This is a genomic window from Planctobacterium marinum (genome assembly GCF_036322805.1).
In the GTDB taxonomy this organism is placed as follows: Bacteria; Pseudomonadota; Gammaproteobacteria; order Enterobacterales; family Alteromonadaceae; genus Planctobacterium; species Planctobacterium marinum_A.
Map to the genome: position 1 here is coordinate 1,126,324 of NZ_AP027272.1, position 17,285 is coordinate 1,143,608.

Below are 17,285 nucleotides of genomic sequence, written 5' to 3' on the forward strand. Positions count from 1 at the left end.
GTGATTTCCTTTTTTTAAACGACAGTTTGCCTTTAGTGAACGCAATTAAGATATCGGAGTAACAACCATGTCGTTTCCAATAGAACAATTAAAGACGAATGTAAACAATACCAAATTGACACTTTCTCCTGTGGCGACCAGTTTAAAGATTTGTCTGATGGCAGGTATGGCTAATTTTGCTTCCGGCACTTTGCACGCTCAGGAAAGTCAGGCTGAAGTAGAGCAAGAAGAAGCTGAAGTGATTGAGGTGGTAGGCACCCGAAAAACCATTCAGGATCAAATCTCAATCAAGCGCGAAGCCACCACGGTGGTGGATGGTTTATCTGCTGAAGATATCGGTGATTTACCGGCTTTATCCATTGGTGAAGCCCTGGAATCCATTACCGGTGCTGCGTCCCATAGAGAAAATGGTGGTGCCACTGAAATCACCATTCGCGGTCTTGGACCGTTCTTGAGCGCCACTCATATTAATGGGCGCGAGGCCACCAATGGCAGTGGTGATCGCTCGGTGAATTTTTCTCAGTTCCCGTCAGAACTGGTGAAGAAAGTGGCTATTTATAAAACTCAAGACGCCTCAATGATTGAGGGCGGGGTTGCCGGCGTGGTTTCTCTTGAAACTCTCAGACCTTTGGATTTCGGGAAACAACGAGTGCAGGGTGAAGTGAAACTGAACTACAACCCGGATGAGCAGAATGTTGAAAACGCTTTGCAGAGTGATCTAGGTTATCGCGGCACGTTCAGTTATGTTGATCAATTCCTACTGGATAACGGGCAGGCTGTCGGCTTGTCATTTGGTGTTCAACGCCAGGATATCTCTCAGCCTGAAGCTGAATATCGCAGCTCCAGCCCAACAGGTTCCTCTTTGTGGGCGTGTCTTAACGATCCCTACAATACTAATGAAGGTTTTTATCGCAGCAGTGCTGGCGATTGTGAGGACCAGGTGAGCGGCAGTCGCAATCAAGGCTACAATACTGATATCGACCCGGCCACCGGGCAGGCGGAAAGTGCCGGTACTCCGTATGCGTGGACCGGCAGTAGCCGTAGTTATCGCCAGAACGAAACTTCGGATGAACGTGATGCGCTGTTTTTTGCCGTACAATATCAGCCTCGTGATGACTGGGAAATTAATCTGGATGCGCAGTTCTCGGATCGCATTCAATCTGAAGCGCGACATGATCTGGTATGGCTACAAAAACGCGCTACTCCAGGCGTTACCGGACCTACGTTGGTGACCAATCAAGTGGGCGGAATCTTACATTGGGAGGGTGAAGAGCGATTCGAGTCAGCAGGAGAACAGTTCTCACGTGAAGAAAATTATCGCGGTGTAGGTTTGAATGTTGAGCACTTTGCTACCGATAAACTGGCGTTAACCTTTGATGTTTCTTACTCTCAAACTAAGCGTGAAGAGTTGCAAATATCTAACCGAGGCCGTACCTCAAACAGGCCTTTTTTCACCTGGGATATGGGCGAGTACATTCCACATATCACAGTGACGGACTTTGATGTTACCGATATCAGCAACTTCACTGACAGTTTACGTACCCGAATCGACAGAGAGAACGTTCGAGAGAATGAAGTCGTCGGGGCGAGACTGGATTTCGACTATGAGTTAGACGGTGGTGCCTTTACCAATATTGAAGGGGGGATTCGTGCGTCAGAAATGACCTTTGTGCAATTTGGTGGCACTCAGGGTAATGGCTCACGTACACAATATACTTTGGACACTGGCGTGACTTCGGCACTTGATGTGTTACAAGGCTGCCAGATAGCATTCCCGGAAAGCAGCTTTTTATCCAGCGTCTCGGATGGCAATTTGATTACTCATGTTGATGCATCAGGCAATGTGGTGGAAAGCGGCACGGGAGCCTCCTGGGCTACCTATGATAACGTTTGTTTTTCGCAAGCGCTGGTGGTGTCCAACGGTGGTGAGTTTGCCTATCCACAAGTGCAATATGAAAACGCGGGTACTATCGACGTAACGGAGAAAACCACGGCAGCTTACATCATGGCTAATTATGATACTGAGCTGTGGGACAAGGTGGTTCGCGGTAATTTTGGTGTGCGTCTGGTGGATACCGACGTGACCTCAATTGGCTTTAGAAATTCTTTTGAAGTTGTCGCAGATGATGCGGGCTTTTTGAGCATCGTTTCAGGCGATTCACTGGAGCGCATTGAGGGAGGCGGTGATTATTTCGAAGTATTGCCCAGCTTTAACTTCGTTATGGATTACAGCGATACCATTTTAATGCGTGCCGGCATCTATCGAGGTATGTCTAGAGTTGATCCCGGTGACATGGGATACAATCGTTCATTTATCACGGATGAATCTAATCCTGTCTCTCTATCGGACTTATTCGTTGCGGCGAATGGTTCAGGTAACCCGGACAGCCAACCTTTAATGTCCTGGAATTACGACTTAGCATTAGAGTATTACCCCAATGAGGATACGATTTTTGCCCTCAGTTTGTACTATAAACAATTCCAAGGTGGCTTTCAGCAACAAACCGTCATTGAGGACTTTGTGGTTGATGGTCAGACAGTGGCGTTACCTATTACCAATTCAGTAACCAGTGATGAAACAAGCAATTTGTTCGGCGTAGAAGCATCAGTGGCGTACCGCTGGGAGAGTGGTTTAGGGGTTAAACTCGGTTATAACTATGCCGATACCGATTTTGAATTTGAAGACAGTAATTATGGCAATACTTTCGTTACTGATGTGAATGGTACGGCCACGCAACTAACTGACGGCATTATTCCGCCTGGCTCAGTACCGGGATTCTCGGAGCATGTATTCAGTGGCCAGCTGTATTACCAAATAGGTGATCTGGATACCGCCATTATTTACAAGTATCGCAGTGAGTATTTCCAGCCCTATACCAGTAACGGTACACGCTTGCGTTACGTTGATGAAGTTGGCGTATGGGAGATGCGAGCGTCTTACAAGGTCAACAAAAATATTCGGGTAAAACTGGAAGCTATCAACCTGTTTAGCGCGCCTAAGTCACAAGATTATTATGTCCAGGATAACCTGGGTGAAGTTAATGATTATGGCCCTAGACTGTTCGCCGGGATTAGTTTCAAGTATTAACCTTTAGTTACCAGGGTAAGGTTATAGGGGCTTTTAAGCCCCTTTTTTGGGTTCTATACCACTTGTTTTAGAGGGTGTTACCGGAGATGACATTGCTTGTTAAATATCAAAATATAGCCATTTTGTGTTGATTTACCGGGGCACTGACGTGCCTTGAGAATCCTTCTAAGCCCTTGACTCGCAAAGCGTAAGTAACTGTAAGTCACGAGGCGCTCTGCCTTGAAAGCAACATAGTTTAAACCTTTGATGTTGTTTTAATGGGGTATCAGGTGCGTTTAACAGGGGAGGTTCTTCGGAAAGCCAAGGTTGGTTAAAGTGGCGAATATCAAAAACTTAGAAAGGGCAGCGTGACAACTGCCCTAGTTGAAGCGGGGCGCTATTCAGTAGAGGCGGGAGGCAGCAGAACTAATTTCGCAAAGCTGACACTCACGTAATCACCGTTCTCCTTATCCGTTTTCCAATCTCCAGTACCTTCGCAACCTGCGTACCAGAATCCCTCTCGATCTTTAACGCTGCATTGGTTGTATGCGCCTGCTTTAAAGTAATGCCAGTCACCGGCATAGCCCGCTGGATTATCTTTGTCATCTACCTTGCCATAGGCGTCAACGTTGTCCGCTAAGTTGATTTCATACTGCATCTTAGGGTGACCTTCGGCCTCGAAAGTCAGGTGCATGATATTACCTTTGACGTTAACTTCGTAACTGAAGAATTCACCCAGGGCAATCCCTTTGTCACCGGGTGCTTGGGAATTCTCCCAGGTGTTGCCCCATACCGGATAGGCGATATCTGTGCGGTCCGGATTATCTTTTTCCAGATTGCGTTCATAAGTCCAGAATACTGAACCTGTATCATGCTCTGGCCACTTTTTGTAATAAATTTTTAGTGGTTCATTGCCCCAACCAAACCCCGTGTTGTCTTTCATCAATTGCTTGTCTTTCCCGGCGTGGATCTGGCCAACCACCACCGAATAAGCAGGAAACTTTTCGGGCAGCTGCGCATTCCGAGCTACATGATTCACTTTCAGGGTTGCCTGTAAAATGCCGCCAGTGGCGCCAAATTTTTCAGCAGAGGTATGAGCTTGTAAAGCAAAATTATTGCCAGGGGCTTTGGTTTTGATTTTTTTGTTGGTGCCGCGCAGCATTTGACGTAATTCACTACGCGTATTGGTGGAGGATACGGTGGTAACGGCTTTATTCGGAGCCTGAAACACCAGTAAACCAGATTGGTCTACATAAAAGTAATCCTCGTGGCGATATTGCTGGATAGCAGCAACGTCAATTTCGTCCACTTTCCCGTTCTTATCCAGATCCATAGGAAGCGTTATTTTCCAGTGGCCTAAATCGAACTTTTCAGCTGGGTATACGGGCTCGGCAAGTGAATTGTGGGCAAACAATCCTGCTACGGAAAAGGCTAACAATGAATGATTAAACTTTAAATGCATAAGATACCTCGTCATCTTACCCTGAATGGGCATTCACGCACATTTGAAAGTTCATATCAAAAGGCGTGATGGATAAATTTAACTACCAGAACACCATTTAAACCTATCGGTTACCAATAATCAATATTGGTAATAACAAATGTTGATATTGGTTTTACATTTCTTTAAATTTGGTTTATACCTTTCTCTCACTTTTTTACCACTGTGTACCATTGCCCGTGAGCGGGCTTGAGTGCGCTTTTAGTATCTGGCTTTGTTAACTGAGAGGAGGTTGAATCTGTGGTTATTTGCACGTTAAGACTGTTTGTGGTTGCTTCATTGTTGGTGACGAGCCTGTTAATGAGTAACCGGGTATATGCTCAAAATATCAAAGTAAACAAAGTGATAGGTGAAAAAGAAGAGTTGGTATTTTCCATTTTGCAATTGGCACTGCAAAAATCTAGCCCTGAGAGTCGCATTATACAGATGAATAATGAGATACCCGTAGGTAGGTTAGTGGAAGAAACCGATGCCGGCAGAATTGATTTGATGTGGGCTGGCTCGTCGAAAGAGTTGGATAACAAACTATTAGCAGTGCGTATTCCTTTGCTTAAAGGCTTACTAGGACACCGTATATTTATTATCAGGGATGGGGAGCAAACGCGTTTTGATGCCATTAAGGAGTTGTCGCAATTAAGCCGCTATAGTGCTGGGATGGGGCACTTTTGGGGCTCTACCAGAGTACTTCGCGAAGCTGGATTGCCAGTGGAGACCAGTGTTAAATACAAAAACTTATTTCACATGTTAGACGGGGGGAGATTCGACTATTTTCCCAGAGCTGCCCATGAGCCATGGTCTGAAGTGAAAGCCCATCCGGATCTAAGCCTGCAGGTAGAGAAGAAGCTACTATTGATATATCCCTACGCGATGTATTTTTATCTCAAAAAGAGCAGCTTAGAACTGCATGAAACCCTATCAAGTGGGCTTGAATTGGCCATCGCAGATGGCAGTTTTGATGAGTTGTTTTTCAGTAACCCAATGATCAAATCCGCTGTGGAAGAGTCAGATTTCAGTCAGCGCACCGTGATGCGTATTGCCAATCCGGACATGCACCCCGACACTCCCATTGAGCGGGCTGAACTCTGGCTGGATGTTGCCAGCTTGTAATGTCTATCAGCATTGTTGCTTAGCAAGTGACTAACCCTGCCAAACCCAAAGCGGAGGATTGAGCTCCGCTTTTTTATTCCCTTGCGCTTATCTCTTGTTTTAAACCCTCCAAAAAACACTTTTTCCTATCTTCAGCAATGCTCCAGATAAACTTTAATTATACCAATAACTTAGGCTTTGGTTTCCTTTCCTCCTTTAATTTTGGTTATTGGTAATATCTAAATGTGATTTAGTGGTAAGTTAAAATGTTAACCAAAAGGTTGACCAAATAGAGTTCCAGTGTAAATATAATGTGAATTCTTTGTAAACCAATCAGTTTGAAGGCAGAGAATTCCTTTTTAACAAGCAACACACACTGGAAACAAAAATGAGACCCAATTTATCTAAACTTTCATTTGCGATAATGTCCGCCATTTCGCTACAGGTCAGCATGAATGTGTTGGCACAAGAATCTTCGGATGATGCAGAGGCGTCAGACAACACAGAAATTATTGAAGTCAAAGGTATGCGTAGTTCCCTCACCAGCGCGTTGGCTGAAAAACGGGAAGCCAATAATCTTGTCGAGGTGATTCAGGCAATTGATATTGGCAAGCTACCAGACCAAAACCTGGCTGAAGTACTGGAGAATGTCACCGGTATTCAAATTACTCGAGAAGCCGGTGTCGGTACTGGCGTTCAGATACGGGGAACAAATGCCAATCGCACGGAAATTAATGGGGTATCCACCGTGGGTTCTGGCTCTGGTCGTGGTGGCATTGATTTTGAAGATGTTTCTTCGGCAATCATCTCAGCGGTTGAAGTGACCAAAGCACCCGAGGCGAAAACCATTGAAGGATCCGTGGGCGCAACCATTAATTTGCGCACTATTCGCCCATTGCAACTTAACGACCGTTTATTATCCGTGCGTGTGCAGGGTGAGGATAGCAGTCTCTCGACGGATAGCGTAACCCCTCGAATTTCGGGGGCCTTTGGCGACAACTGGGAATTGGATAACGGCAAGTTTGGTGTCGTGTTAAGTGCCAGCTACGCCGAGCAAGATGTGACTGCCTTCAGACCCCGTGCCGATCGCGATAATTTGGTTTCCTCTGACAGTGGTGCAGCAAGTGCTCAGTCTTTTGATTTTTTGCCAATCCAATTTTTGAATCAAGACTATGATAATTATGAGTACGAAACCAAAAACCTGGCGGGTACCCTTGAGTGGGCACCTGACGATAATACTCGATTTTATTTTGATGCCGTGATCAACGATCAAGAGCGCCGTCAAGAAAGTTCGCGCGTACAGGCGTCGGGTGTGAGTTCGCTAAATAATATTTCTATTCCCGATGCTTTCGAAACCGTCAACTTTGGCTCGCTAGGCGGTACAGATTTAGGCAGTATTCAAGCTGCGTTAACTGGAATTATTCCAGTGGATTTGGCAGATGATGATGACGATCCGAATCTGCGTTTTTCCAGTGATACCAACTCTCGTATTACTAAAAGTGAAATTTTCAGATTAGGTGGTGAGTGGCAGACAGATAAGTTCTCTGTTGAAGTTGAAGTGTCTAGCTCCAGTTCAGACAGCAATACACCAAGTTTTAACACCACGTTGAACTTTATCAATCCCAATGCGCCACTTGATGCAGGTGGTGGCAATGATAATAGTGTGCCTTTTGCCTATGATCTTTCTGGTGGCTCGCTCGCTTTTGGCGTTGCCTTTGGCGCAGAGTATGCCCCCACTGTTGAACAATTGTTAGATCCGGCAAATGTCGTACTACGAGATGTGAATATCGGCCAGGATATTGCGGAAAATACTGAAGATGCATTTCGCGTAGACGTGAATTACGATATCAGCGCGTACAACATCAACTCGATTGATTTCGGCTATCGTTATAACAAAACCAGTAGTTTACGGGATCAGGTGCGCTCCAATGTAGGGTTACGCTCTATGGATGACAGTCCGCGCGGTAATTTGTTCTCCGATGTGTTGACTGCGGGACCGGATAATTTTAATGCTGCAGATGGCAGATCTTTATACGTTGGCGACTTTTTATTAATTAATCCGGAAATGGTAGCCTCTGATCCGGATGGCGTTTTGAGTACCCTTAATGCGGCAATCATAGCCCACGGCGGCAGCCGTTCCATCAGTTCCCCGTCTTCGCAGGTGAGCGGATTTTTTGATATCGAAGAAGAAACTCATGCTCTGTATGCCCAGGCAAATTTTGAGATGGGTATAGTGCGCGGTAATTTTGGTGTTCGCTACCTGGAAACCGAAGTTAATTCCTTAGGAAACTCCATTACTGAAGATGCCGACGGTAACGAGATCGTGGAGCAGGTTGTCAGCCAGGGCGATTACAATTTTATTTTACCGCGTTTTAATATTGTGGCAGATGTGCACGAAGACGTTGTGCTACGGGCCGGGATTTCCAAAGATATTCGGCGCCCAGACTTCGATGACTTATCGACTTCGGTAACCTTTAGTACCAGCCCGAATCCGGCAGTTGCTATTGGTAACCCTGGTCTGGAGCCGGAAGAAGTGCTTTCCTTTGATTTTTCTGCTGAATGGTATTTTGCACCTGCCAGTGTGCTGAGTGCCGGGATTTTCTATAAAAAGCGCAAGGATTTGTTTGTCACCCAACAATCAGACCCATTTGAAGATCCGGTAACAGGTTATCGCGATATTACAGGTCCAGACTGTGAAGCCGGAGGGATTTTTAATCCGATTGCTGATATCAACGTTTTCGGACCTGAAGCTGGAGTAGGGGTATGTGTGCCTATTTCGACGGTGATCAACGATACCGGCGAAACTACTCAAAAGGGGATTGAGCTGGCTTTTCAATACGATTTGTCGCAATTTGAAGAGCAGTTGGGCTGGGCTTCTGGTTTTGGTGTTTTAGCAAACTACACCAAGCAAGAGTTCTCTGGTGGGGAAGCTGAAAACTCTGCAACGAGTCGCGCCAGCAATGTCTTTGCTGCTACCACTGGCGTGGATGGCATTTCAGTCTCCGCCATACAAGGCCTTATCGATCTATCTGAGAATGCTTATAACCTGACGGTGTATTACGAAAAGTACGGTTTATCAGCACGGGCCCGCTACACCTGGCGTGAAGCTTATCGCTCTACAGATTTTGGTAGCACCAGCAGTTTCCCATGGGGCTTCCCGGTGGTTCAAGAGGACAGAGGGCAGTTAAATGCCAGTATCAGCTATGATGTTAATGAAAATCTCAATATTGGTATTGAAGCGGTTAATCTGACTGAGTCTGATGTAACTCAATCTTGTGTCAATGAGGGGGCCTTGTTGTGCTTCCAGGGATTGACTGACCGTCGCATTACCTTTGGTGGTAGTTATCGCTTTTAAAGCGAAGTCTGTCTCGTCCTAAAATACGTTGACGTTTTATGCAGGCCGGTAGATTTTATCTATCGGCCTTTTTCGTAATGCACCTGGTTAGGTGTTTTCATTCCCAAACTCAAGTGCGGCCTCATCTCATTGTAGATGTATATCGATTCATCCACGAGTTGCTTTAATTCCCGCCTATTCTTGCACTGATGCAACAAGAACTCCTGCTTTAGTATGCCATTGATTCTTTCTGCTAAGGCATTCTGATAGCAATCATAACCATCGGTCATAGATGGAGTAATGTTGTGATTTCTCAGGACAGCCTGATATTCCTCAGAGCAATATTGCACTCCTCGGTCTGAGTGATGAATCATTGGATGGTTATAGTACTTATGCTTGATACTCATATTGAGTGCCTTAACCACATCTGTTGCTTTCATTTCATCGCTGAGTTCATACCCCATTATCTTTCGGGAATATGCATCCGTTGTTAATGATAAATAGTGCGTACCCGCATCTGACTTCACGTAGGTAATATCACTCACAAGCACATCCTCAGCCTGTTGAGGTTGATAGTCCTTCAGTAGATTCGGGTGCTTTTTCATCCAGTGACGGCTGTCGGTTGTTTTTGTGTAACTACGTTTGGGTTTAACCAACATGCCTTCTGCGCGTAAATAATCAAACAGTCCATCACGCCCCAACTTAATGCCAAGTTTATCAAGCTCTGGTTTCATCAGTTGGTAGAGCTTTCGAGTCCCAATCCGCGGCATGTACTGGCGCCAATACAGCACCATGTCCTTAACCGGCATTAGCCTCTGCTGCTTATCGTTAAACCGCTTAACCCACTGATAAAGCCCTTGAGGTGTAAATCCGAATAGGCGACAACAACGAGCTAGCTTTCTTCGTTTTTCAACTTTTCCCGCCCAGAGAGCTTGTCGTAGTACTTTTTTCTGTAGTTACTCCCACACTCGTTATCAACACGGGTTACTACCTCTTCCAGAACATCAATTTTGAGTTCAGCATCAGCTAATGCGCGTTCTAAACGCTTAATCTTTTGGGCGGGTGTTTCGTTGGATTGAGACATAAGTGAATGCATCAAAGGCTCAGACCAATCCAGCTTACCATGCTTTCGTAGCCAGACGAGAACTGTACTTCGGCCTTGAATGCCAAAGTGCTTTTGAGCTTGTTTGTAGGTGAAGTCGCCTTTTTCGACTTGCGCTACAACGGCCAATTTAAAGCCTAAGGTGTAATCACGTTGAGTTCGTTTAACGCGTTGTTTATCTGGGTTTCTCATAATAAGTCCTAAATGTGTAAACACATTTCAGGACGGGACAGTCATTGAAAAACAAAAAGCAAGCCATCGGCTTGCTTTTTTTATGCTTGAAGCGCCCCTTGTTGTTGAGGCACTTCTTGGTGATCCTGTTATTGAGCAAGGTGTGAGATGGAATACAGACCCCGGGTCTCATCGGTTTTGCGCTTTATTTCTTCCAGTGCTTTACGCTCGCTGGCGTCAAACAGCGCATTGATCAATCGGTTGAAGTGATCATGCATTGCTTTTCTGGCTGCTGATGAATCGCGTTTTGCAATGGCATCATAAATTGCTTTGTGTTCTTTGAGTCTTTGCTCAACACTCTGAGAACAGACATCCTGGTAAGCGGCAATGATCTGTGGTCGTGAGCGTCGCAACTCCCATAAGTTTTTAACGGACAATAAAATGGCTTTGTTGCGAGTGGCGCGAGATATAATTTCGTGAAACTCCTGGTCCGCCTCATCAGCGGTTTCCGGCGACTTCATTGCCTCTATCGTGGCACCAAGGGCGACTAATTCCTCGTCAGTTACAGTGGCTGCAGCAAGAGCCGCCGCTTCCGCTTCTACAAGTGCTCTGGCTTGAGTGAGCTCAAAGGCACTGATGGTTTTTAAGATTTGATCCGATTCCTCTGCGTCTGTCACAAATACGCCAGAGCCAGTTTTCACTTCAACGCGTCCTCTGACTTCCAGTGCGATAATTGCTTCGCGTATGGTGGGTCGGCTCACATCAAAAGCTTCGGCTAACTCTCGCTCTGCCGGAAGACGACTTCCAGTTGAGTACTCGCCTTTTTCAATCAAGGATTCCAGTTTATCAACAACTGTCCAGAAACGTCTGCGGCTTTTCATCTTTATTATCTCTTTTCTGACTCTATTGGTAATAATTACCCAAGCAACTTAAATTTGTCTGTTTGCGGCTTGTTGTTTGAAGCTTGATATCTACCACATTAACCAAAAATGGGCTTTTAAGGCTTCAGTACATTAAATTGGTAATTACATTAGTGCTAATTGGTAACATATATTTGTTGACAAAGATTGTCAATTTGACATTGGCCTAATTTACCCTCTAAGTCTTGTTTTTTATGGCTTTCCCGGCAATTTCAAGTCACACCAATAACAGGGCACTCATGGTCCATAAAATGGCAGCGCCAAATGCGGCCATGCTGGCGGGAACAATTTGCGTTTTCACGTGATCCATCAGGTCGCACCCTGTCGTCATGGCACTGAGGATGGTGGTATCCGAAATCGGTGAGCACTGATCCCCAAACACACTGCCGTTGAGCACGGTGGCAAAACAAATCATCATAAATAGCTCTGGATTGGCTAGCGCCTGCGCATCGGCAATGGCCCAGGCCAGCGGCATAGCTAGCGGAAAGGCGATGGCATAAGTGCCCCAGCTCGTTCCGGTGGAAAAGGCAATTAACATAGTGAGGATTTGTAAAATTACTGGCAGAGCCCAAAATGGCACCTGCTGTCCTAATAAATCCACTAAAAACAAGCCGCCACCGATTTCCTTGCTAATGCCACCAATGGTAATGGCCAACATTAGTACCACGGAGGCAACAACAACGCCTTTCAAACCATTGCCAAAGCCATCCATGATATTTCCCAGTGACATGCCTTTAAATAACGCCAAAGCGACACATAGCCCAAGCGCAGAGCCGAACGCCCAGTGAATTTTGGGCGAACCTAAAAAGACAAAGGTCAATACCGCCACCATTAGGAGCGTGACTAAAGGTAAAATAAATTCCAGTGCCGAAGAGCGGTAATTGTCGGGAACTTGCGGCTCGTGTAACTCTTTGGCGCTAACTGGTTTTGCACCGGGCGCATCCAGTTCGCCTGTGTTTTGGCTGCGCTGCCAGGCTGTTCTTAAAGGTTTACCGGCAAAGTTAAAGTGGTTAAGGCTCACAAGTAAGGTACCGGTAATGGCTAAAATGGCGTAGAAGCTGAAAGGTACGCTACTGAAGAAAAAGGCAATGCGGTCTGCTTCGGTGGCCAAAAACGCGGCGCCGGGGACAAAAATCAAAGCTTGTACATAAGCAGGCCAGGCATTAAAGGCAATCAGAGATGCGATGGGTGAGGCGGTGGAGTCCACGATATAGCTCATCTCTTCGTGACTCACCTTGGCTTTATCCGCCATAGGTTTAACGGTTGTGCCCACAAGGACGGTACTCATTGTACCGCCCTGGAAAAACAGAACGCCCAGACACCAGGCAATAAACTTTGCTGAGCGCGGACCTTTGACAAAATGACGGGTCATATACTCGGCAAATGCTTGCGCGGCCCCGGTTTTGGACCACATGCCCAGTAAGCCTCCCAGCAACCACAAATACAAAATCAATATGCCTGCCGCATTGTCGGTGCCAACACTGGGGATTAATACATCACCGGTAATATCGAATTTACCCAACATAATGGCGCCCACTAATATACCACTGAGCAATGCCGCTACCGGTTCTCGGGTTAACAAGCACATTAAAATTGCCACGATAGCGGGTAATAGCGACCAGGCCCCCAGATGGTAGTCGGCCTTGAGCATTACGATGTTTTGCGGATCGTTATCGAGGTAAACCCACTGGGTTTTTACCTCAGGTGCCTGCGAAATGTTATCCAGTGCTGCCTGGCGTAAGGGGGAGGATTCATAAGCAATCGCTTGTGGAACAATTCTCTGTTTGCCCCGCTCAATGTATACCGCCTGAACGTTATCATTCTGAAAAATATCGTAGCTAAGGCGCTGCTCTTTCCATGTTGCAGGTACGGCAAAAAAGCAATAAATTGCTGCGGCCAACGCCACCAGGAAAAATAACCCTGCGGAGTTTTTGTTCATTGCTTTAAAGGAAAAATTCACTATAACCGGGCCTTCTTTCTGGTTGATCAAAATGTCAGGTTTGCCACTATACAGAATATGGTAAACAATTGACCTTATTAATTTGTTAGCGTATCGCTGCAAAACTCAGGAACAGAATATGAAAAAAACGCTCATTGCTATGCTTACCGGACTCATTGTCGGTCAGGCGACAGCCCACGACCGCTTTGAGAATGTGGAAATTAAAGCGTCAAAACTCTCTGACTCAGTACACATGCTCACCGGCGCTGGCGGGAACATTGGCGTTTCTGCCGGAGACGATGGGGTGTTGGTCATTGATGATCAGTTCGAAGAGCTGGGACCTAAAATTCGCGATGCCATCAAAGCGATTTCTGATAGCGATATTCGCTACCTGATCAATACGCATTATCATGGCGATCACACCGGCAGCAATGCCTGGTTCAAAGACAACGAAGATGTCACTATTTTTGCTCATGACAATGTGCGCGTGCGTCTCATCGGTGATAATAAGGTCTCCGGTAGTGCCTTGCCGGTGGTAACCTACGAGCAAGGCGTGAAGTTTCATCTCAATGGCGATGTGATCCACGTTATTCACACGCCTGCCAGCCACACCGACGGAGATAGTTTTGTCTGGTTCGAAAAGCAAAATATTATCCACGCTGGCGATATGTTGTTTAAAGATTGGTTCCCCTACATCGATTTAGATGGTGGCGGTACTGTTGAAGGGTACATGAATACCTTGCAAGCAATGATTGATGCCTCAAATGATGCAACCCAGATTATTCCGGGACACGGTCCTTTAGCCAGCCGTCAGGATTTGAAAAACTCGCTGAACATGATCAAAGTCACTGCCAAGGAAATCAAAGCCCGTAAAGATGCCGGTATGAGCATTGAAGACGCTGTTGCCAAGGGCCTGGACAGTGAATGGGATAGCTGGTCATGGAACTTTATTACTACCGAGCGCTGGATTAAAACCCTTTATAACGGGCAATAACGCTATCGGCTAAATAACACAAAGGGAACTTCACGCTCCCTTTTTATTGTTTGTTTTAACACCGTTATTTCTGGTTTTGTACATAGAGCTCGCCGTCGTAAAGCCCTTGAATGGTAAGCTTCTGGGAGGACAAGGCTTTGATATAGTCAATATGGTCTTGCTCAATCAATTGCCCCGGCACTAACAGCGGGATACCCGGAGGATAGGGGGTAACCAGGCCTGCTGCGATACGCCCGACGCTATCTTGCCATGGTATGGACTCTCGCTGACTAAAGAAGGCATCTGAAGGCAGCGTTACCAGGTTAATCGGAGGAATGGCCGCAGGTAGTGGGCTGCGGCGTTTGGATTTGTTCAAGGTTACGGCACCCGAATCCAGTTTTTTCAAGGCGTTGTACAGGCGCACGATCTTCGAACGCATGCCGCCTAAGGTAAGCAATACCAGTATTGTGCTGTGGGTGAACTTTTCTATCTCCAGGCCCACTTCGTCCATCAAAAAGCGATGAATTTCCTGGTTAGAATAATCCAAAGCAGAGATATCCAATAAAATCTTAAGCGGATCGTGACCCATGTTGTCGCTGGCGAAATGACTAAATAATGAGGCAAAATCTGCCGCATCTAATATGCGGATTCGTTGAAATTGCTTAGCTTGTTGCCGTAACTGCCTGACATTATCCAGTAATTCGTTGAGTATCTTATAGCCTTCCATTTCCAGCTGTTTACGACATACATCCAGTGACGCAATGATCTGATACTTGGGTGAGGTACTGGTGTGAATGCTATAAACCTCTTTGAAAAAGTCCTTGTCAAAATCCGGATCATTGACATGGATGTAAGAGGCTTGCGAAAAGGCCGACACCACTTTGTGAGCGGAGTGAGTAACGTAGTCGGCACCCGCCGCAATGGCAGAATAGTCTCGAAAAGCAGGGTGGAACAGAGAGTAGGCAAACCAGGCTTCATCAATAAAGACTTTTACGCCGCGTTGGTGAGCCAGCTCCACTACCTGTTTAATATCAGTCAGGATGCCGTCGTAAGTACAGCCGGTGAGTACGATTAATTTGGCGTTGGGATGCTCCTCTAACATCCTTTTAATTTGCGTCAAACCAGGTGGTGAGAAAATCCCGTATTCGGCATTGAGTTGACTGTCCAGATAAAGCGGCATAGCGCGTGCCTGAACAATGCCATAGTGTACAGACTTATGGCAGTTGCGGTCGACGATAACCTCATCACCTTCCCGTAACAGCGTTTGTAGAATAATCTTATTGGAAGTGGATGAACCATTGGTAACAAACCAGGAATGGCGCACTTCAAAGGTATTCGCGACAATTTCCTGTGCTCTACCGATGGCATGGGTGCTGTCCGATAACGAGCCTAATGAGTCCACACTAACCGATAAATCGCTGACAAATACATTGCGTCCAAAAAAGCGGTAAAAGTCGCTGATAAAAGGCGAATTGCGAAAGCTGGCGCCACCGCTATGTCCTGGGGTGTGCCAGGAATCATTGGCCTCAACGGCATAATCTTTATAGGCGGTCCAGAAGGGCGTTTCACTGCGATCGTCAAAATCGTTAATAACATAGCCTAAAATCGACTCTGGATCGGAAATGATTTCATTGCGATAGAAAAACGCTTCTACGCCTGAAGTCTGATCGATAATGTCCAGTCCTTTAATGGCATCCCCTAACACATAAACTGGCAGCTCTTTGCGAATGGCTTTGATAGCATCGATAACCACTGCGTTGTTTTCCAGTTTGCCTGTGTCTGTTTTAACGCTGACGCTTTCTGATTGCGGGCTTACTTCCCCGATGTGCACCTGGGTATCCCAGCTAAATATTACCGCTTGAATATCGCCATCGGTCTGGATTTGCTGCAACGCCTCGGCAACGGTAGGTGCAACTAAAACATCGATTTCAATATCATTGCGATCGAAATGCTCAATAGCGTTGCTGATATTGGTTTGGATTTGGCTCAGCAGTTCCGGGGCGTCTTCGATGATCAGAATAGATAATTTCGGTAGCATAATCAGGTGTAAAAGTTAGACATAAGCATGTTCGCCAGCATAGGGGCAATGTCGGGAACATGCAAAGTCAATCGACTGTTAAAATTATTCAGACCACACCGCGTATTCATTACCTGCGGTGTCAGTGAAATGAAAACGTCGGCCACCGGGAAAAGAGAAAATTGCTTTAATCACTGTGCCACCGGCCTGTTCGACAATAGCTTGGGTATTTTCCAGGTCTTCACTATACAGCACCAATAAAGGGCTTCCTGTGGCGGTTGAAACACATTGCTCGGAAGCGAAAAAGCCACCATCAATACCACGGGCAGTGAAACTAGAGTATCCCTCACCGTACTCAATAAACTCCCAGCCGAATACCTCTTTAAAAAAAGTTTTACTGGCAGCAATGTTTTGGGTGGGAATTTCGATGTAGTTGATATTATGGTGTCGGTCCATAGGTTACTTACCTGCTAAAATTTTTTAACCAGTTTAAGGCATACATAACTGCAAAGCTATCAATCTCAAAAAGCCACTCTCTCTCATATATCTGTATTGCAATCCTGGTTTAGCAACGAAACAGAACTGCTAACTTGGGGAGGTCCCGGTTTGAAGTTTGATGTCAGTAGCGATGAATTCGCCCAGCAAATTAAACTATCAGAACTGGCCAGCTATGTATTATGTGAAGGGGATGAAGTACTGGCATTTGGCCAGTTTTATGTGCGCCTTGGCCGCCACCACTTTGGGCGTTTAGCAGTATCTCCGAAGCACAGAGGTAAACGCCTTGCCTATCAGTTGCTATCCCTGCTGGCGCAACAAGCCACCAATGTGCAGACCGCCAACGGCTATTCGCTTTTTGTGCTATCTGACAATAAACCTGCCATTCAAACATATCAAAATTGCGGCTTCGAATTTGCCGCCTATCCACAAGAGAAACCCGGTGGTCTAACCGATTGTTTGTATATGACGGCAGAAACGCTACATATCCCAACCCGGTAAGCAGCTTCTTCTATCAACTACAACTGTTTTAACCCTGTTCGCGCGACCACTTTAGCGAACACCGCAAGTGTTCGAACATTTAATGTGATTTAAAAAGTTAAATAAAATCAATGGCTTATTATTTGGCCTTGTTTTTGCTTTATTGACATAAAGCAACCTTTGCGCTGCATGGTCAGTGC

General features: G+C 46.0%; 11 protein-coding genes. 5 read left to right on the forward strand and 6 right to left on the reverse strand.

The features are described 5' to 3' along the window. Positions 1–67 precede the first annotated feature (67 nt). A complete protein-coding gene (locus tag AABA75_RS04985; protein WP_338291432.1) occupies positions 68–3,088 on the forward strand; it encodes a TonB-dependent receptor in 3,021 nt (1,006 codons plus the stop codon). A gap of 376 nt (positions 3,089–3,464) precedes the next feature. On the opposite strand, the gene AABA75_RS04990 is transcribed toward AABA75_RS04985, so the two are convergent. Then, the gene (locus tag AABA75_RS04990; RefSeq protein WP_338291433.1) at positions 3,465–4,529 is read right to left on the reverse strand and encodes a polysaccharide lyase family 7 protein; all 1,065 of its coding nucleotides are present in this window, start codon (positions 4,527–4,529) and stop codon (positions 3,465–3,467) included. Positions 4,530–4,868: 339 nt separating this feature from the next. On the opposite strand from AABA75_RS04990, the gene AABA75_RS04995 reads away from it, so the two are divergent. After that, positions 4,869–5,675, forward strand: a complete 807-nt coding sequence (locus AABA75_RS04995) for a diguanylate cyclase (RefSeq protein WP_338291434.1) — start codon at positions 4,869–4,871, stop codon at positions 5,673–5,675. 367 nt (positions 5,676–6,042) lie between these two features. Further along, entirely contained in the window at positions 6,043–9,009 is a 2,967-nt protein-coding gene (locus AABA75_RS05000) for a TonB-dependent receptor (protein WP_338291435.1), read from the forward strand. Positions 9,010–9,068: 59 nt separating this feature from the next. Here the strand turns inward: AABA75_RS05000 and AABA75_RS05005 are convergent. The 3 genes from AABA75_RS05005 to AABA75_RS05015 form a co-directional block, all read right to left on the reverse strand. Beyond that, a protein-coding gene (locus AABA75_RS05005; RefSeq protein WP_338291436.1) for an IS3 family transposase occupies positions 9,069–10,282 on the reverse strand; the annotation gives its coding sequence in 2 pieces (ribosomal slippage) (positions 9,069–9,946 and positions 9,946–10,282; 1,215 coding nt in all). Between the two features lie 128 nt (positions 10,283–10,410). Next, the gene (locus AABA75_RS05010; protein ID WP_338291437.1) at positions 10,411–11,142 is read right to left on the reverse strand and encodes a FadR/GntR family transcriptional regulator; all 732 of its coding nucleotides are present in this window, start codon (positions 11,140–11,142) and stop codon (positions 10,411–10,413) included. A gap of 256 nt (positions 11,143–11,398) precedes the next feature. Continuing rightward, positions 11,399–13,141, reverse strand: a complete 1,743-nt coding sequence (locus tag AABA75_RS05015; protein ID WP_338291438.1) for a Na+/H+ antiporter NhaC family protein — start codon at positions 13,139–13,141, stop codon at positions 11,399–11,401. Between the two features lie 118 nt (positions 13,142–13,259). Here AABA75_RS05015 and AABA75_RS05020 point away from each other — a divergent pair, with 118 nt between their 5' ends. Beyond that, positions 13,260–14,114: an MBL fold metallo-hydrolase gene (locus tag AABA75_RS05020; RefSeq protein WP_338291439.1), complete on the forward strand. Its 855-nt coding sequence runs from the start codon at positions 13,260–13,262 to the stop codon at positions 14,112–14,114. Positions 14,115–14,178: 64 nt separating this feature from the next. Here the strand turns inward: AABA75_RS05020 and AABA75_RS05025 are convergent, their stop codons facing one another. Both AABA75_RS05025 and AABA75_RS05030 read right to left on the reverse strand, forming a co-directional pair. Continuing rightward, positions 14,179–16,131, reverse strand: coding sequence for an aminotransferase class V-fold PLP-dependent enzyme (locus AABA75_RS05025; RefSeq protein WP_338291440.1), 1,953 nt, complete (start codon positions 16,129–16,131; stop codon positions 14,179–14,181). Between the two features lie 84 nt (positions 16,132–16,215). Further along, a complete protein-coding gene (locus AABA75_RS05030) occupies positions 16,216–16,566 on the reverse strand; it encodes a VOC family protein (RefSeq protein WP_338291441.1) in 351 nt (116 codons plus the stop codon). Positions 16,567–16,716: 150 nt separating this feature from the next. On the opposite strand from AABA75_RS05030, the gene AABA75_RS05035 reads away from it, so the two are divergent. Continuing rightward, complete coding sequence (locus tag AABA75_RS05035) at positions 16,717–17,106, forward strand: GNAT family N-acetyltransferase (protein ID WP_338291443.1); 390 nt, start codon at positions 16,717–16,719, stop codon at positions 17,104–17,106. The last annotated feature ends 179 nt before the right edge of the window (positions 17,107–17,285 follow it).

What these genes read in the sequence shown, in the direction of transcription:
- AABA75_RS04985 (WP_338291432.1), top strand. Translation starts at nt 68, where the DNA reads ATGTCGTTTCCAATAGAACAATTAAAGACGAATGTAAACAATACCAAA.
- AABA75_RS04990 (WP_338291433.1), bottom strand. Translation starts at nt 4,529, where the DNA reads ATGCATTTAAAGTTTAATCATTCATTGTTAGCCTTTTCCGTAGCAGGA.
- AABA75_RS04995 (WP_338291434.1), top strand. Translation starts at nt 4,869, where the DNA reads ATGAGTAACCGGGTATATGCTCAAAATATCAAAGTAAACAAAGTGATA.
- AABA75_RS05000 (WP_338291435.1), top strand. Translation starts at nt 6,043, where the DNA reads ATGAGACCCAATTTATCTAAACTTTCATTTGCGATAATGTCCGCCATT.
- AABA75_RS05010 (WP_338291437.1), bottom strand. Translation starts at nt 11,142, where the DNA reads ATGAAAAGCCGCAGACGTTTCTGGACAGTTGTTGATAAACTGGAATCC.
- AABA75_RS05020 (WP_338291439.1), top strand. Translation starts at nt 13,260, where the DNA reads ATGAAAAAAACGCTCATTGCTATGCTTACCGGACTCATTGTCGGTCAG.
- AABA75_RS05025 (WP_338291440.1), bottom strand. Translation starts at nt 16,131, where the DNA reads ATGCTACCGAAATTATCTATTCTGATCATCGAAGACGCCCCGGAACTG.
- AABA75_RS05030 (WP_338291441.1), bottom strand. Translation starts at nt 16,566, where the DNA reads ATGGACCGACACCATAATATCAACTACATCGAAATTCCCACCCAAAAC.